Genomic DNA, 14013 nt, shown 5'->3' with positions numbered 1-14013 from the left:
CCTGGACGACGAGCTGGTGGACGCGAAGCGCTACTAGGGCAGGCCGCACCGCGTCGTCGAGGGTGGACTGTTCACGCCCCGCACCGAGCAGTTGCTGGTCGGCCTGCGCGGCTGCACCAAGATCGTGGACCTCGGCCTCAAGCAGGCCGAGTCATCACCCTTGCTCCCGTGCCTGCGGCCACAGCGCGGCCCGCGCGAGCGCGACCGCCCGGTGGTCGAGGGGGTGCGGGCCGTCGTGCAGCAGCCGCTCCCCCGTGGCACGCCGCAGGGTGGCCCGGACCGGGCGGACCCACTCCGAGACGTGCCGTGGGTCCACCCCGAGAGGGCCGGTCCGCAGGCCGCAGTCGGTCATGATCCTGGCGACGACGTCGGAGTGCTCCCACGCCGGTCGTCCGGTGGCGGCGGTCATCAGGGCGAAGAGCGCCCTGGCCGCCGTCACGAAGGTGTCGCGGTGGTGCAGCAGGCGGCCGGTGACGGCGGCGACATACTCCTCGTCGGTTCGCAGGTCCTTGGCGAGCCGGGTGCGCAACAGACGCCCCTTGTGCTTGCGCAGCAGCCCGACCTCCTGACACAGCGCGCGCAGCTGTGCCACCGGCAGGGTCTGGTCCTCCCGGTTGCCCTTGCCGATCCAGCCCTCCTCCATCCCCAGGTCGACGTAGACGCGCTCGACGTAGGCCGGGCGCATCCAGCCCGCGGCCGTGAGCGGGATGCCGTCTTCGCCGGCGAGCTCGACGAGGTAGCGGTAGGGCCGCGCGATCGCGGCGACGTCCTCGTCGCTAAGCTCGCCGTCCTGATCGGTCCGCGCGCGCGCCACCCACTCGTCCAGCTCGGCGACGACGCGGGGCAGCGCCAGGTCCAGCAGGGGCTCCAGCTCCGCCGGGAGCCCGCCTCCCTGACCCTGCCCCGAGGACCGGAGACGCTCGAGCAGCTCCTCGGTGGTCAGGCCGACGAGCGAGAGGCGGTGCGCCACCTCGTCGAGGTCCAGCTCGGTGGGGTCCCAGTCCGGCGGCAGCCAGGCCCGCTGGTCCTCGTCGAGGTCGGCGAGCCCGTTGTCGGCCCGGTAGGACTCGACGAGCTCGTTGTGCCCGGGCGGCCCTCCGCAGTCCTCCAGCGGCCCGGCCATCCGGCCGCCCGTGCAGACGGCGGTCGGAGCGTCCGGGTCCAGCGGGCCCACGGACTCCAGGCGAAGCGTGTGGGTCCAGTCGTCGCCGAAGTCGTAGGTGTAGAACAGCCGGTCCCCCGGCAAGCGCAGCAGCTGGTCCAGCCGCACCTCCGACTCCAGGATGCCCTCCTCGCCCTCCGTCAGGTCGTACTCGGTGAGGAACGACGGCCCGCGCCAGACCCGCTTGTCCGGGCCGGGCCAGAACTTGTGCAGGTGGTAGTCCTGCCACCCGAAGGCCGCCTGAAGGACGGCGTGCACCTCGTCGAGGAGCAGGTCGCCGTGCAGGACCAGCCGCCGCCACACCGGCGGGCTGGTCCCGTCGACGTCGACCCTCACGGTCAGCGCCTGGGGCTCCTGCGGCGGGTCGGGCAGCTCGGGCATCTCAGGGGTATGCGGTGCGGCGTCCGTGGCGCTCACGCCGCCCAGGATCCCGTGCAGCACGTCCTGCAGCTCCTCGGAGGACAGCTGGGCCGCCCACTCACGCATCGCCCTGATCTGGTCGTCGTCGCTCACGCCGGCAAGCGTAGGGGGCCAGCCGTCCTGGTTTCCGGTGACGAGGTCCAATCCGCCGGGGTGCCGGGCTCCGAACTCCCCTGGACCAGGACGACACCCCGCCGTCCGCTGACCAAGGAGTCACCATGAGGACACGCACCATCACCGCAGCCGCGGTCGCCGCTCTAGCCCCGCTCGGCGTCGCCGGGCCCGCCGTGGCCGGGCACGACGGCAACCCCTCCGCCCGCGTCGCCGCATACTCCTACGGGCTCGACGCCGTGCAGTTCCCGGCCGTGCCCAACAGCCAGGCCTCGGGACGCACCACGGTCACCGCCCTGCCCAACGGCAAGGTGCAGGTGAGGGTCGAGGCGTGGGGGGTTGCACCCGGCCTGCCCCACGCGATGCACCTGCACGGCGTCGAGGAGGGACAGGACCTGGGCTGCCCCGGGCCGGCCGCCGACGCCGACGGCGACGGCCTCGTCAACGTGGTGGAGGGCGTCCCGTTCTACGGCGGCATCCTCGCCTCGCTGACCACCAACGGTGACACCACCGCCGCCAGCGCGCTGGCGCTGGACCGCTACGCGGTGGCAGACGCGGACGGCTACCTCAGCTATGCGCGGACCTTCGACAACGACACCGCGCTGGCCAACGCCGACACCGTGCAGGTCGTCGTCCACGGCATCGACCTCAACGGCAACGGCGCCTACGACTTCGAGGCCGGTCCATCCGAGCTCACCCCGGCCGCCCCGCTGGAGGCGACCCTGCCCGTGCTCTGCGGCGGCATCGCCAACTGAGCCAGGCCCGCCGGCCGACCTGGCGTCGCAGGGGGACGTCAGGACGGCCGGCGGGCGACAGCGCTGCGGGCCACCGTCAGCCCGAGCCCTGGCACCACCCTGCTGCGAGCTTGATGGCACCACAGAGCCGACGCATCACCTCGTCGCTGAGCCGCCCGAGCCGGGGGGCCAGGACGGCGACGGGGAGGTCGGTCAACAGTGAGCCGATGGGCTGCATCTGCATGTGGGGGGCGAAGTAGGCGGGCCGCCGCGGCCGGTCACGCACGTCCTGGCAGGGATGCTCAGGGCCGACGACGAGGGCTGATCGCTGCTGTGCCGACGCGGTGGTCAGGCCCAGCGGCACGGTGACCGAACAGCACGCCGAGCCGGACATCGCGCCATACCGTGCCGTGTCACGGATAGGGTGCTGACGTGCGCCGGATCCTGGATCTCCTGGCCGCCCTCAACGACGCGGGCGTCGACTACGTGGTCGTCGGTGGCGTCGCGGTGGTCCTTCGCGGGCACGCGCGTATGACGGTCGACCTCGACCTCGCGCTCGACCTGACCACCGACAACCTGACCTCAGCGCTGGATGTCCTGAAGGCCCAAGGCCTCGTGCCCAGGCTCCCCGTCCCTCCCGAGCAGTTCGCCGACCCGGACATCCGACGCTCCTGGGTGGAGCAGCGTAACCTGGTGGCTTTCACGCTGCACGACCCCTCGGACGCGCTGCGCGAGGTGGACCTGCTGGCTATCACCCCGCTGCCGTTCTCCACCCTCCTCACGTCCTCGGACGTCATCGATGTCGACGACGTCCCCGTGCGTGTCGCGTCTGTCGAGCACCTGGTGGCCATGAAGCGCCTGTCCGGGCGCGCGCAGGACCTGGCCGACGTCGAGGCGTTGTCGCAGCTGACGAGCCAACCTATGGTGGACCGCGATGAGCACCACCAAGGCTGAGGATCTCTGGCGCGGCACCTCGGACACGGGGTCCGCGATCCGGGCGCGTGCGGCGACGAGCCCCGCCCAGCGGCTGGAGTGGCTCGAGGAGAGCCTCCTGCTCGCGCAGGCGTCCGGCGCCTTGGCGCGGGACCGGGCTCGGCGGCAGCGTCAGGCCGAGGAGTGGGCCTCGTCCCGCTGACGACGCGTCGCCGTCGCGCCCGCTGCGGCCTACCGTGGAGACATGGGCACCTACATCTCACGACGCGACGACACGGACCCCGACGAGGGCAAGAACGAGTACGGCGACGTGGAGTTCGCCGACCCCACCAACAACAAGTACCCGATCGACACCGAGGAGCACGTCCGGGCGGCGTGGTCCTACATCAACAAGGCGTCGAACGCCGCCAAGTATGACCCCGACGAGGTGGACGCGATCAAGGGCAGGATCAAGCGCGCCGCCACGACGTTCGACATCGAGATCAGCGAGGACTGACACGGGTCACCGACCCTGTCGCCACCCTCCGCCGGGCACTACGATGGCTAGTAGCGACTCGGTGCCATCAGCGCCTCCCACCCGGCTGGTGCCGGTGCCCGGAGAGGAGACGCCATGTCCTACTCGAAGATCCTCGTCCCGGTCGTGCCCGGCCACGGCGACGAGACCGCCAGGGCGATGGAGGTGGCGCGCTCTCTCCTGTCCCCCGAGGGCAGCATCACCGTGGTGACCGTGCTCGAGGACCTCCCCCGCTACCTGTCGGGGGATGTCCTCACCGTCGAGCCCGTCGTCGAGGAAGGTCAGCGGGCTGCGGTCGACCAGGTGGTGCAGGAGTTCGGCGGCTCAGACGTCGAGGTCGTCGTCCGGCACGGGCACCCCGCCCGCGCCATCGTCGACCTCGCGCAGGAGCAAGGTCACGACTGCATCGTGATCGCCTCGCGCCAGCCGGACTGGCACCATCTCGTCCTCGGCTCGACCGCCGCGGGCGTGGTGCGCCACGCCCACTGCTCGGTGCATGTGGTCCGCGACGCGCGCGCTTCGGTCAGCTCCCGAACGGCGTAGCGAAGGGCTGCACCGTCACGCCCGAGCTCGTCAGGGCCTCACGCACCGACCGGGCGATCCCGACGGCGCCAGGGGTGTCGCCGTGCACACAGATGGAGCGCGCGTCGAGCACGAGCTCGCCGCCCTCCGCGTCCTCGATGGGCTCACCCTTGGCCATCGCCACGCAGCGCTCGGAGATGAGGTCGGGCTCGTGCAGCACCGAGCCCTGCTCGCGCCGCGAGACCAGTGAGCCGTCGGGGGTGTAGGCGCGGTCGGCGAACGCCTCGCCGACCGGGCTCAGGCCGGCCTCCGCGGCGGCCCGCAGCCAGACCGAGCCGGGCAGGCCGAGCACCGGCAGGCCGGGCCGGAACTCGCCGAGCGCCTCGGCGACGGCGGCCGCCTGCTGCGGGTGCTTGGCGATCGTGTTGTAGAGCGCGCCGTGCGGCTTGCAGTAGGCGACGGTGGTGCCGGCCCGCTGCGCGAAGGTCTCCAGCGCGCCGATCTGGTAGAGCACCTCGTCCCGCAGGACGTCGGGCTCCATGTCGATGAACCGCCGGCCGAAGCCGTGCAGGTCGCGGTAGGCGACGTGCGCCCCGATCGCGACCCCGCGGTCGGCCGCCGCCTGGCACACGGAGCGCATGATCGAGGGGTCGCCGGCGTGGAAGCCGCACGCCACGTTGGCGCTGGTCACGATGTCGAGCAGGGCCAGGTCGTCGCCCATGGACCAGTTGCCCAGGCCCTCGCCCAGGTCGGCGTTGAGGTCGATGGTGGCGCTCGACCCGCTCCGTGGCGCCTCGGTGCTGGTGCTCATGGCTGGCTCCGTTCTCCTCGATGGCCCTGCCCCTCCGATGTTAGTGTCCGATGGCAGGAGCACCCATGCCCGGAGAATCCCGCGCGTTCGAGGTGGCGCTGCGCGTGCCGCTGGGAGCCCCGCTGCCCGAGCTGGCCGCCTTCGCCCAGGACGTGGAGCGTGCCGGGCTCGACGGGATCGGCGTCCCCGACCACCACCACACCGGCCGGGACGCCTTCATGGCCCTGGGCGCGATGGCGATGTCGAACGGATCGCTGCGCCTCTTCCCGGCGACCTCCAACGTCGTCACCCGGCACCCCATCGTGCTGGCCGCCCTCACCGCCTCCCTGGAGGAGCTGGCTCCGGGGCGCGCGGAGCTCACGGTCGCGCCCGGCTTCCTCTCCGTGGAGAAGGCGGGAGAGGCCCGTGCCACCAGGGCGGTGCTCGCCGACGCCGTCCGGACGCTGCGAGGTCTGCTGCACGAGGGCCGAGCCACCCACGGCGGTCAGGAGCTGGAGCTCTTCCACCACCCGAGCAGCCGGCCCGGCCTGGTCCACGTGCTCGCCTCCGGCCCGCGGCTGCTCGAGCTGGCCGGTGCCGTCGGCGACGGGGTGCTGATGCTGGTCGGGCTCCACCCGGACGGTGTCGAGGCTGCCCGCGCCCACGTCCGCGCCGGCGCCGCCGCTGCGGGCCGCCCGGACCCCTACGGACCAGGCAGCACCTTCGTCGAGACCCTCATCGTGCCGATCGGTCTGGGGACGCAGGAGGAGGTCAGGCAGTGGCCGCGCAGCTGGTTCCGGGCCGGCCAGCCGTGGCTGCACTACCCGAGCCGCTCCAACCTGCGCTGGCTGCAGGCGGCCGGCGTCGAGCTGCCGGAGCTCGGGCTGGATGCCGGCACCACCGACCCGGCCACCCTCCCGGACGAGCTGGTCGACCGCGTCCTGGACGCCTACGGCCTCTTCGGGCCGGCGAGCCGGTGCGCCGACCGCCTGCTGCGCGCGCGCGAGGAGCTCGGGCTGCAACGGGTCTTCCTCTTCCCCGCCCATGCCTGGACCGGCAGCTACGACCTGCCCCGCGACATCGTGGAGGCCTGGGCCGGCACCATCGGCCCCGCGCTCTCACCACCTGACCACCGGCATACCCCGACCCCGCCCACCCAGAGGAGATGACCCCATGGACGTGCAGACCCTCCCCGACCAGGCGGCCCGCGCGCGGATGTCGCCCGCGCAGGCCCGAGCCCTGTTCGCGACCGGGCTCGAGGTGCCCACCACCGGGTGGTGCGCCGGCTACGCCCAAGCCAACCTCATCAGCGTGCCCAACGCCCTCGCCTTCGACATGCTGCTCTTCGCCACCCGCAACCCCAAGCCGTGCCCCGTCCTCGAGGTGCTCGAGGCCGGCTGCGTGCGCGGCCCCGAGGGCTCGCCGGTCTACGGCGACCCGGGAGCGGACATCCGCGTCGACGTCCCGCGCTACCGCGTCTGGCGGCACGGTGAGCTGGTCGAGGAGGTCCCCGACGTCCTGGACCACTGGCGCGACGACCTGGTCACCTTCCTGCTGGGCTGCTCCTTCACCTTCGAGCACCCGATGCTCGAGGCCGGGATCCCGGTCCGGCACCTCGACGCCGGGCGCAACGTGGCGATGTACCGCACCAGCCGCCGCTGCGCCCCTGCCGGCGACCTCACGGGCCCGCTCGTCGTCTCCATGCGGCCCGTCCCGGCAGGCCAGGTGGCCGACGCGGTGCGCATCACCTCCCGCTACCCCGCCGTCCACGGCGCCCCCGTGCACATCGGCGACCCCGCCGCGCTCGGGATCGACGACCTCTCCACCCCGGACTTCGGTGACGCCCCCACGCTGCAGGACGGCGACGTGCCGGTCTTCTGGGCCTGCGGGGTGACCCCGCAGGCGATGGTCCTGGAGTCCCGCCCGGAGATCGCCATCACCCACGCCCCGGGCTTCATGCTCGTCACCGACGCCCGGGACGCTCTCTACGCCGTGCCCTGATGCGGCCCGAGCACTACAGTGCACACACCCGGCCCACGCCATACCCCTCAGAACGGAGGCGACGATGCCCCGGAACACCCCGCCCCCCGCCGTGGTCGACGACCACGCAGGACCGCCCACGGCCACCGGCAGAGGCACGCTCCTCGGCGCCATCTTCCTCATGGCGACCTCCTCGATCGGGCCCGGCTTCATCACCCAGACGACCAACTTCACGGTGCAGCTGGGCGCGGCCTTCGCCTTCGCGATCCTGGTCTCGATCCTCGTCGACATCGCGATCCAGACCAACGTCTGGCGGGTCATCGGCATCTCCGGCATGCGGGCCCAGGAGCTGGGCAACGCCTCCCTGCCCGGCCTCGGCTACGTGATGGCGTTCCTGCTGTTCATCGGCGGCATCGTCTTCAACATCGGCAACGTCAGCGGCGCCGGCCTCGGCATGAACATCATGACCGACATCAACGTCAAGCTGGGCGCGGTGATCCTCGCGGCCCTGGCGGTCGGGATCTTCCTGTCCAAGCGGGCCGGCGTCGCGATGGACCGCATCGTCGTGCTGCTCGGCGCGCTCATGATCCTGCTGACCCTCTACATCGCGGTCACCTCCGGCCCGCCCGTCGGCTCGGCGCTCAAGAACGCCGTGGTGCCCGAGGAGATCAGCGCCCTGGCGATCACCACCCTCATCGGCGGCACCATCGGCGGCTACATCATCTACGCCGGCGTCCACCGGCTCCTGGACGCCGGGGTCACGGGCGAGCGCCACCTGCGGGAGCTGACGCGCGGCGCGGTCACCGGCATCATCGTCACCGGGGTCATGCGCATCATCCTGTTCCTCGCCATCCTCGGCGTGGTCAGCGGCGGTGCGGAGCTCGACCCGCAGAGCCAGGCGGCGAGCGCCTTCGAGGCGGCGGCGGGCGCGGTGGGCTACCGGCTCTTCGGCGTGGTCTTCGCCGCAGCCGCCCTCACCAGCGTCATCGGCGTCTCCTACACGACGATCACCTTCCTGACCAGCCGCAGGACGTCGCCGCGCACGACCAACCTCATGGTCATCGGCTTCATCGCCCTCTCCACGGTCCTCTTCCTGCTCATCGGTGCCGCCCCGGCCCAGCTGCTCGTCTTCGCCGGTGCCTTCAACGGCATCCTGCTGCCCGTCGGGATCGGCGTCATGCTCTGGGTCGCCTGGAGACGGCGTGACCTGCTGCACGGCTACCGCTACCCGAAGTGGCTGGCCGGGATCGGCACGGTGGCCTGGCTGGTGACGCTCTACCTCGCGGTGAACTCCGTCCGTCCCGCCATCGAGCTCGTCACCGGGTGAGGGCCGATGCGCCTCCTGCCGAGCGGGTCGCGAGGGTTGCTGCTGGAGCTGGACACCCTCGAGGAGGTGCTGCGCCGGTATGCCGCGCTCCGGGAGGCCGACCTGCCTGTGCTGGACCTCGTCCCGGCAGGCCGGACCATCCTCGTCGTCGCCGACCGCGGCACCGACCTGCGTGAGCTGGCGGCCCAGGTGCAGGAGGTGGGCTCCGCGGAGCAGGAGCGGGAGTCCGGGCCCTCCGTCGAGATCCCGGTCCGGTATGACGGGGAGGACCTGGCCGAGGCCGCCCACCTGCTGGGGTGCTCGAGCGAGGAGCTGGTGAGGCGCCACCAGGAGGAGCACTGGACCGTGGCCTTCTGCGGCTTCGCGCCCGGTTTCGGCTACCTGGCCGGGACCCGGTTCGTCTGGGACGTGCCGCGACGGTCCAGCCCACGGACCCGGGTCCCCGCAGGGTCGCTGGCTCTCGCCGGGGAGTTCACCGGCGTCTACCCGAGAGAGTCCCCGGGCGGGTGGCAGCTCATCGGCCACGCGCTCGTCGACGTCTTCGACCTGGACCGTGACCCTCCCTCGCTGCTCGTCCCCGGTGCCGCCGTCCGCTTCGTGGAGCAGCCATGACCAGCCTCACCGTGCGGGAGGCCGGGCCCCTGACCACCGTGCAGGACTTCGGCCGGCTCGGTCAGGCGGCCCTCGGCATCGGCAGGTCCGGGGTCTGCGACCGCGGCGCCCACCGGCTGGCCAACGCGCTCGTCGGCAACCACCCCACGCTCGCCACGCTGGAGGTCACCCTGGGCGGGCTGTCCCTCCAGAGCGACGCGGACGTGGTGGTCGCCACCACGGGCGCGCGCTGTCCCGGGGTGCCCCATCACTCCCCCTTCGTCCTCCGGGCCGGTGAGGTCCTGGACCTCGGGATCCCGTCCGCCGGGCTGCGCACCTATGTCGCCGTCCGCGGGGGCATCGACGTCGAGCCGGTCCTGGGCAGCCGCTCGACCGACATCCTGGCCGGGCTGGGACCGCCCGTGCTCGCCTCCGGCGACGTCCTGCCGGTGGGCACCACGGCGCGCCCGCTGCCGGGGGTCGAGGTCGCCCCGGTGCCCGAGCCGACCAACGACCTCCTGCAGGTGCCGGTGACGCCGGGGCCCCGGCGTGACTGGTTCGACGACGACGCCTGGCAGCTGCTGTGCAGCCAGACGTATGTCGTCGACCCCCAGTCCAACCGCGTGGGGGTGCGCCTGAGCGGTGAGCCCCTCGCCCGGACGCGCACGGGCGAGCTGGTGAGCGAGGGGATGCTCCGCGGCGCGCTGCAGATGCCGCCGTCGGGGCTGCCGGTGCTGTTCCTGGCGGACCACCCGGTCACCGGCGGCTACCCCGTGATCGCCTACGTCGTGGACGACGCGGTCGACCGGTGCGGCCAGCTGCGGCCGGGCCAGCAGGTGCGCTTCACCCCTGCAGCCCCTGCCTGGTAGGCGAACCTCGACCGGGCCGGGTGGGTCAGGCTCCCGCGAGGCTCCCCTCACAGGGGCAGGACCACGACCCCGTCGTCGTCGCTGACCAGCCGGGCGCCGGGGGTGAACGTCGCGCCGCCGAAGGAGACCACGACGTCGCGGTCGCCCGCCCCCGTCTTGGCGCTCTTGCGCGGGTTGGAGCCGAGCGCCTTGATGCCGAGGTCCAGCTCGGCGAGCGCTGCGACGTCGCGCACCGCTCCGTAGATCACCACGCCGGCCCACCCGTTCTGCACGGCCGAGGCGGCGATGAGGTCACCCATGAGCGCGGTGTGCAGGGACCCGCCGCCGTCGACGACGAGCACGCGTCCCTCCCCCGGCGTCGCCAGCACCTGCTTGACCAGGGCGTTGTCCTCCCGGCAGCGCACCGTCACGACCTCCCCGGCAAAGACGCGGCGGGCGCCGTACTGCCTCAGCTGCAGGTCGCAGGACTGCAGCTGCTCCTCGTACTCGTCGTAGAGGTCGGCGGTGCCGATCACCCCGGTCATGCCGCACCACCGGGCTTGACGGCGAGCACCGGGCAGGTGGCCTCGAGCAGGATGCGCTGGGAGTTGGACCCGAGGATGAGCTTGCCGACCGGCGAGCGGCGCCGCAGCCCGATGACGACGAGGTCCGCGCGGTGCTCGTCCGCCGCCGCCAGCACCTCGTCGGCGGCCGAGCGACCCCGTGAGGGCTGGACGAGCAGGTGCTCGACCCCCGCCCTGCTCAGCTGCTCGTCCGCGGAGTCGAGCTGCTCCTCGGAGAGCAGACGCGGGTCTCCGGCCGCCTCGCCGCGGGAGGAGTTGACGACCACGAGGAGCGCGTCGTCCTTCCGCGCCTGGTCGATGGCGTGCTCCAGGGCCGCCTGGCCCTCGGGGGTGGGGATGTAGCCGACGACGATGGTCATGTCCGCTCCGTGGGGGTGGGTGTCGGGTGGGTGGGTGCCGTGCGGGCGCGTCCGACGAACTTGGTGACGAACGGCCACACCAGGATGATCGCGATGATCACATAGGTGGCGACCGCGATGCCCTCGTTGACCAAACCGGTCGGGCTGCCGGCGGACAGCTGCAGCGCCTGGCGCAGCTGGCGCTCGGCGAGCGGGCCGATGATCGCGCCGATGATGAGCGGCAGGACCGGCAGGCCGTAGCGACGCATCATGAAGCCCAGCAGCCCGAGCACCAGCAGCAGCACCAGGTCGAACCACTGGAGATTCACCGAGTACGCGCCGAGCGTCGCGAAGAAGATGATGCCCGCGTAGAGGTAGGGCCGCGGCAGCTGCAGCAGCTTGGCCCAGGCGGGCGCGAGCGGAAGGTTGATGAGCAGCAGCAGGGTGTTGCCGATGAAGAGCGAGGCGATGAGGCCCCAGACCAGCTGCGGCTCCCGCTCGAGCAGGAGCGGCCCGGGCTGGATGCCGAACTGGATGAAGGCCGCCAGCATGACCGCCGCGGTGGCGTTGGTCGGCAGGCCGAGCGCCAGCATCGGCACCAGGGTCCCGGCCGCGGACGCGTTGTTGGCCGCCTCCGGGCCCGCCACGCCCTCGATGGCGCCGTGGCCGAACTCCTCCGGCTTCTTCGCCAACCGCTTCTCTGTCACGTAGGACAGGAAGGTCGGGATCTCGGCGCCGCCTGCCGGCAGCGCGCCGAAGGGGAAGCCGTATGCCGTGCCGCGCAGCCAGGGCTTCCACGACCGGCCCCAGTCCTCGCGGGACATCCAGGGTCGACCCACCGGGATCACGGCCGCGGAGGAGCGCTTGAGGTGCGCCGCGACCCACAGCGCCTCCCCGACCGCGAAGATCGCGACCGCGATGACGACGATGTCGATGCCGTCGACGAGCTGGATCTCGCCGAAGGTCAGCCGGCTCTGCCCCGTGACCGGGTCCAGGCCGATGAGCCCGATCGCCAGGCCGAGCCCCAGCGAGGAGAAGCCGCGCACCCGCGAGCTGCCGAGCACGGCGGTGACCGCGATGAGCGAGAGCAGCATGATCGCCAGATAGCTGGGGGCGCCCAGCGAGATGGCGAACCGCACCACCACGGGGGCGAAGAACGCGAGCAGCGCCGTGCCGATGGTGCCGGCGACGAAGGAGCCGATGGCGGCGGTGGCCAGGGCCTGCGCGGCCCGACCCGACCTGGCCATCTTGTGCCCCTCGATGGCCGTGACGACCGTGGAGGACTCCCCCGGCGTGTTCAGCAGGATCGAGGTGGTGGAACCGCCATACATGCCGCCGTAGTAGATGCCGGCGAACATGATGAACGCGCTGGTCGGCTCCAGGGCGAAGGTGACCGGCAGCAGCAGCGCCACGGTCATCGCCGGGCCGAGGCCGGGCAGCACGCCGACCGCGGTGCCCAGGAGCACGCCGATGCAGGCGTAGAGCAGGTTGACGGGGGTGGCCGCCGTGACGAATCCCTGAGCGAGGGCGTCCAGGACCTCCATGTCAGAGCACTCCTTCCAGGAGCCCGGCGGGGAGGGGGATGCCCAGGCCGAGGTAGAACCCGTAGAAGCTGCCGAGCGCCAGCAGCGCGGAGATGACCAGGTCCCGGACGTAGTGCCGGCTGCCGAGGGCCACCACGGACCCGAAGAACAGCAGCGTCCCGGAGAGCACCCACCCGAGGGTGTCGACGAGCGCGATGTTGGCCGCGAACACCGCGACCAGCGGCAGCACGGTCCGCCAGTCGGTGGGGTGGGTCAGGTCGACGTCCTCGCCGCCCTCGGACTCCCCCCGACCACCGCGCAGCACGTCCACGGCCAGGACCACCGCACAGACGACCAGCAGGGCGGCCACGACGTAGGGGACGGTCTTGGGCCCGACGGGGTCGGACTGGGAGTAGGGCGCGTGGAGCCCGAGGGCGTCGACGAGGACCAGCACGCCGAGGGCGGCCAGGAAGGCGGCGACGCCCAGCTCCGACCGCCCCGCGAGTGCCCCGGACGGGCCGGGGCGGCCCGGCGCCGTGGCGCCGGGACCGCCCGCACCCGTGGTGCCGTGGACCGCGCTCATCCCAGCCCGAGCTCCGCGAGGACGTCGGCGACGCGCTCGTCCTGCTCGGTGAGGAACTCGGCATACTCGTCGCCGGTGATGAAGGCGTCGGTCCAGCCGTTGGTCTCCAGCGCCTCCTCCCACTCCGGCGTGGCGTGCATCTGCTCGAGCGCGGAGATCCACGCGTCGCGGTCGGCGTCCTCGATGCCGGGAGGGGCGACGATCCCGCGCCAGTTGGTGAAGACGAGGTCGATGTCGGACTCGGTCAGGGTCGGGGCGTCGATCCCCTCGACCGGCTCCTCGGAGGAGACGGCGAGGACGCGGATCTCGCCCGTCTCGATCTGGTCCTTGAACTCACCGGCGCCGGAGGTGGCGAAGTCGAGCTTGGAGCCGAGGATCGCCGGCAGCAGGTCGCCGCCGCCGTCGTAGGTGACGAAGTTGACCTCGGTCGGGTCGATGCCGACCGCCTGGGCCAGCTGCATGGGCAGGAGGTGGTCGGGGCCGCCGGGGTTGGAGCCGCCGCCGACGGACAGGCCGCCCGGGTCGGCCTTCCACGCCTCGACGAGGTCCTCGATCGTCTGGAACTCGGAGTCGGCCGGGACCATGATGGCGCCCGGCTCCTCGATGAGCTTGGCCAGCGGCGTGGTGTCGGTGAGGGTGGCGTCGGTGTCGTTCGTGTAGCTCGCGCCCACGACGCCGAGCCCCATGAGCATGGCGAGGTCGGCGTTGCCCTCCTCGGAGACGAGGCGGGCGAGGCCCACGGTGCCGCCGGCGCCCTCGAGGTTGAAGACCTCCAGGCCCGAGGAGATGCCGGTCGCCTCCATCACCTGGGCGGCGGTGCGGGCGGTCTGGTCGTAACCGCCGCCGGCCGAGTTGGGGACCATGATCCGCTTGTCGGTCAGGGCCTCCGCCTCCGCCGAGCCGGTGCTGCCGCCACCCTCGGCGGCCGAGTTGCCGGAGTCGGAGTCGGAGCCGGTCACGCCGCAGGCCGACAGGACGAGCGCGGCGCCCGCGAGGACGACGGTGATGCGGAAGGGGGAGCTGTTCATCAGGGAGCCTCTTCGTCGAGGGGGC

At 72.5% G+C, this 14013-nt stretch carries 18 protein-coding genes; 10 read left to right on the top strand and 8 right to left on the bottom strand.

Features of this window, described 5'->3' with window-relative positions; all coding sequences use genetic code 11:
• Nucleotides 1–154: 154 nt before the first annotated feature.
• On the bottom strand, nt 155–1675 hold the full coding sequence (locus IEV65_RS02230) for a plasmid pRiA4b ORF-3 family protein (protein ID WP_188427973.1): 1521 nt from the start codon (nt 1673–1675) through the stop codon (nt 155–157).
• 125 nt (nt 1676–1800) lie between these two features.
• On the opposite strand from IEV65_RS02230, the gene IEV65_RS02225 reads away from it, so the two are divergent.
• On the top strand, nt 1801–2448 hold the full coding sequence (locus IEV65_RS02225) for a hypothetical protein (protein WP_188427972.1): 648 nt from the start codon (nt 1801–1803) through the stop codon (nt 2446–2448).
• Nucleotides 2449–2524: 76 nt separating this feature from the next.
• Here the strand turns inward: IEV65_RS02225 and IEV65_RS02220 are convergent, their stop codons facing one another.
• Nucleotides 2525–2821, bottom strand: coding sequence for a toxin (locus IEV65_RS02220; protein WP_188427971.1), 297 nt, complete (start codon nt 2819–2821; stop codon nt 2525–2527).
• Between the two features lie 38 nt (nt 2822–2859).
• Here IEV65_RS02220 and IEV65_RS02215 point away from each other — a divergent pair, with 38 nt between their 5' ends.
• From IEV65_RS02215 to IEV65_RS02200, 4 genes are all read left to right on the top strand, one after another.
• A complete protein-coding gene (locus IEV65_RS02215) occupies nt 2860–3381 on the top strand; it encodes a nucleotidyl transferase AbiEii/AbiGii toxin family protein (protein ID WP_188427970.1) in 522 nt (173 codons plus the stop codon).
• A complete protein-coding gene (locus IEV65_RS02210) occupies nt 3362–3562 on the top strand; it encodes a hypothetical protein (RefSeq protein ID WP_188427969.1) in 201 nt (66 codons plus the stop codon). The genes IEV65_RS02215 and IEV65_RS02210 overlap by 20 nt, the downstream gene beginning before the upstream one ends.
• 42 nt (nt 3563–3604) lie before the next feature.
• A complete protein-coding gene (locus IEV65_RS02205) occupies nt 3605–3856 on the top strand; it encodes a DUF6582 domain-containing protein (protein ID WP_188427968.1) in 252 nt (83 codons plus the stop codon).
• Between the two features lie 114 nt (nt 3857–3970).
• Entirely contained in the window at nt 3971–4417 is a 447-nt protein-coding gene (locus tag IEV65_RS02200) for a universal stress protein (protein WP_188427967.1), read from the top strand.
• Here the strand turns inward: IEV65_RS02200 and IEV65_RS02195 are convergent.
• Nucleotides 4398–5207 (bottom strand): LamB/YcsF family protein, encoded by an 810-nt coding sequence (locus IEV65_RS02195; RefSeq protein WP_188427966.1) that lies wholly within the window; start codon nt 5205–5207, stop codon nt 4398–4400. The genes IEV65_RS02200 and IEV65_RS02195 overlap by 20 nt on opposite strands.
• 65 nt (nt 5208–5272) lie before the next feature.
• On the opposite strand from IEV65_RS02195, the gene IEV65_RS02190 reads away from it, so the two are divergent.
• The 5 genes from IEV65_RS02190 (at nt 5273) to IEV65_RS02170 (ending at nt 9953) form a co-directional block, all read left to right on the top strand.
• Nucleotides 5273–6355 carry an LLM class flavin-dependent oxidoreductase gene (locus IEV65_RS02190; protein WP_188427965.1) on the top strand — a complete coding sequence of 361 codons (1083 nt, stop codon included), beginning with the start codon at nt 5273–5275 and terminating at the stop codon, nt 6353–6355.
• Between the two features lie 4 nt (nt 6356–6359).
• Complete coding sequence (locus IEV65_RS02185; protein ID WP_188427964.1) at nt 6360–7187, top strand: putative hydro-lyase; 828 nt, start codon at nt 6360–6362, stop codon at nt 7185–7187.
• Between the two features lie 64 nt (nt 7188–7251).
• Nucleotides 7252–8493 carry an NRAMP family divalent metal transporter gene (locus IEV65_RS02180; protein WP_188427963.1) on the top strand — a complete coding sequence of 414 codons (1242 nt, stop codon included), beginning with the start codon at nt 7252–7254 and terminating at the stop codon, nt 8491–8493.
• 6 nt (nt 8494–8499) lie between these two features.
• Nucleotides 8500–9105, top strand: coding sequence for a 5-oxoprolinase subunit B family protein (locus tag IEV65_RS02175; RefSeq protein ID WP_188427962.1), 606 nt, complete (start codon nt 8500–8502; stop codon nt 9103–9105).
• Nucleotides 9102–9953, top strand: a complete 852-nt coding sequence (locus tag IEV65_RS02170) for a 5-oxoprolinase subunit C family protein (RefSeq protein ID WP_188427961.1) — start codon at nt 9102–9104, stop codon at nt 9951–9953. Before IEV65_RS02175 ends, IEV65_RS02170 begins: the two co-directional genes overlap by 4 nt.
• Nucleotides 9954–10000: 47 nt before the next feature.
• Here the strand turns inward: IEV65_RS02170 and rraA are convergent, their stop codons facing one another.
• The 5 genes from rraA to IEV65_RS02145 are packed head-to-tail and all read right to left on the bottom strand — an operon-like array spanning nt 10001 to nt 13988.
• On the bottom strand, nt 10001–10477 hold the full coding sequence (gene rraA, locus IEV65_RS02165) for a ribonuclease E activity regulator RraA (RefSeq protein WP_188427960.1): 477 nt from the start codon (nt 10475–10477) through the stop codon (nt 10001–10003).
• Entirely contained in the window at nt 10474–10875 is a 402-nt protein-coding gene (locus IEV65_RS02160; protein WP_188427959.1) for a universal stress protein, read from the bottom strand. The genes rraA and IEV65_RS02160 overlap by 4 nt, the downstream gene beginning before the upstream one ends.
• Nucleotides 10872–12398: a tripartite tricarboxylate transporter permease gene (locus tag IEV65_RS02155; protein ID WP_188427958.1), complete on the bottom strand. Its 1527-nt coding sequence runs from the start codon at nt 12396–12398 to the stop codon at nt 10872–10874. The genes IEV65_RS02160 and IEV65_RS02155 overlap by 4 nt, the downstream gene beginning before the upstream one ends.
• Nucleotide 12399: 1 nt before the next feature.
• The gene (locus tag IEV65_RS02150) at nt 12400–12960 is read right to left on the bottom strand and encodes a tripartite tricarboxylate transporter TctB family protein (protein WP_188427957.1); all 561 of its coding nucleotides are present in this window, start codon (nt 12958–12960) and stop codon (nt 12400–12402) included.
• Complete coding sequence (locus IEV65_RS02145) at nt 12957–13988, bottom strand: Bug family tripartite tricarboxylate transporter substrate binding protein (RefSeq protein ID WP_188427956.1); 1032 nt, start codon at nt 13986–13988, stop codon at nt 12957–12959. Before IEV65_RS02145 ends, IEV65_RS02150 begins: the two co-directional genes overlap by 4 nt.
• Nucleotides 13989–14013 lie beyond the last annotated feature (25 nt).

Origin of the sequence: Ornithinimicrobium tianjinense, from assembly GCF_014636495.1 — a bacterium.
GTDB lineage: Bacteria > Actinomycetota > Actinomycetes > Actinomycetales > Dermatophilaceae > Ornithinicoccus > Ornithinicoccus tianjinensis.
Note: the sequence above shows the minus strand (reverse complement) of the source record. Positions and strands in the feature narration are given on the sequence as shown.

Coding starts and splice junctions, on each gene's coding strand:
- IEV65_RS02225 (WP_188427972.1), top strand. CDS start 1,801: ATGAGGACACGCACCATCACCGCAGCCGCGGTCGCCGCTCTAGCCCCG.
- IEV65_RS02220 (WP_188427971.1), bottom strand. CDS start 2,821: ATGTCCGGCTCGGCGTGCTGTTCGGTCACCGTGCCGCTGGGCCTGACC.
- IEV65_RS02210 (WP_188427969.1), top strand. CDS start 3,362: ATGAGCACCACCAAGGCTGAGGATCTCTGGCGCGGCACCTCGGACACG.
- IEV65_RS02205 (WP_188427968.1), top strand. CDS start 3,605: ATGGGCACCTACATCTCACGACGCGACGACACGGACCCCGACGAGGGC.
- IEV65_RS02200 (WP_188427967.1), top strand. CDS start 3,971: ATGTCCTACTCGAAGATCCTCGTCCCGGTCGTGCCCGGCCACGGCGAC.
- IEV65_RS02195 (WP_188427966.1), bottom strand. CDS start 5,207: ATGAGCACCAGCACCGAGGCGCCACGGAGCGGGTCGAGCGCCACCATC.
- IEV65_RS02190 (WP_188427965.1), top strand. CDS start 5,273: ATGCCCGGAGAATCCCGCGCGTTCGAGGTGGCGCTGCGCGTGCCGCTG.
- IEV65_RS02185 (WP_188427964.1), top strand. CDS start 6,360: ATGGACGTGCAGACCCTCCCCGACCAGGCGGCCCGCGCGCGGATGTCG.
- IEV65_RS02180 (WP_188427963.1), top strand. CDS start 7,252: ATGCCCCGGAACACCCCGCCCCCCGCCGTGGTCGACGACCACGCAGGA.
- IEV65_RS02175 (WP_188427962.1), top strand. CDS start 8,500: ATGCGCCTCCTGCCGAGCGGGTCGCGAGGGTTGCTGCTGGAGCTGGAC.
- IEV65_RS02170 (WP_188427961.1), top strand. CDS start 9,102: ATGACCAGCCTCACCGTGCGGGAGGCCGGGCCCCTGACCACCGTGCAG.
- rraA (WP_188427960.1), bottom strand. CDS start 10,477: ATGACCGGGGTGATCGGCACCGCCGACCTCTACGACGAGTACGAGGAG.
- IEV65_RS02160 (WP_188427959.1), bottom strand. CDS start 10,875: ATGACCATCGTCGTCGGCTACATCCCCACCCCCGAGGGCCAGGCGGCC.
- IEV65_RS02155 (WP_188427958.1), bottom strand. CDS start 12,398: ATGGAGGTCCTGGACGCCCTCGCTCAGGGATTCGTCACGGCGGCCACC.
- IEV65_RS02150 (WP_188427957.1), bottom strand. CDS start 12,960: ATGAGCGCGGTCCACGGCACCACGGGTGCGGGCGGTCCCGGCGCCACG.
- IEV65_RS02145 (WP_188427956.1), bottom strand. CDS start 13,988: ATGAACAGCTCCCCCTTCCGCATCACCGTCGTCCTCGCGGGCGCCGCG.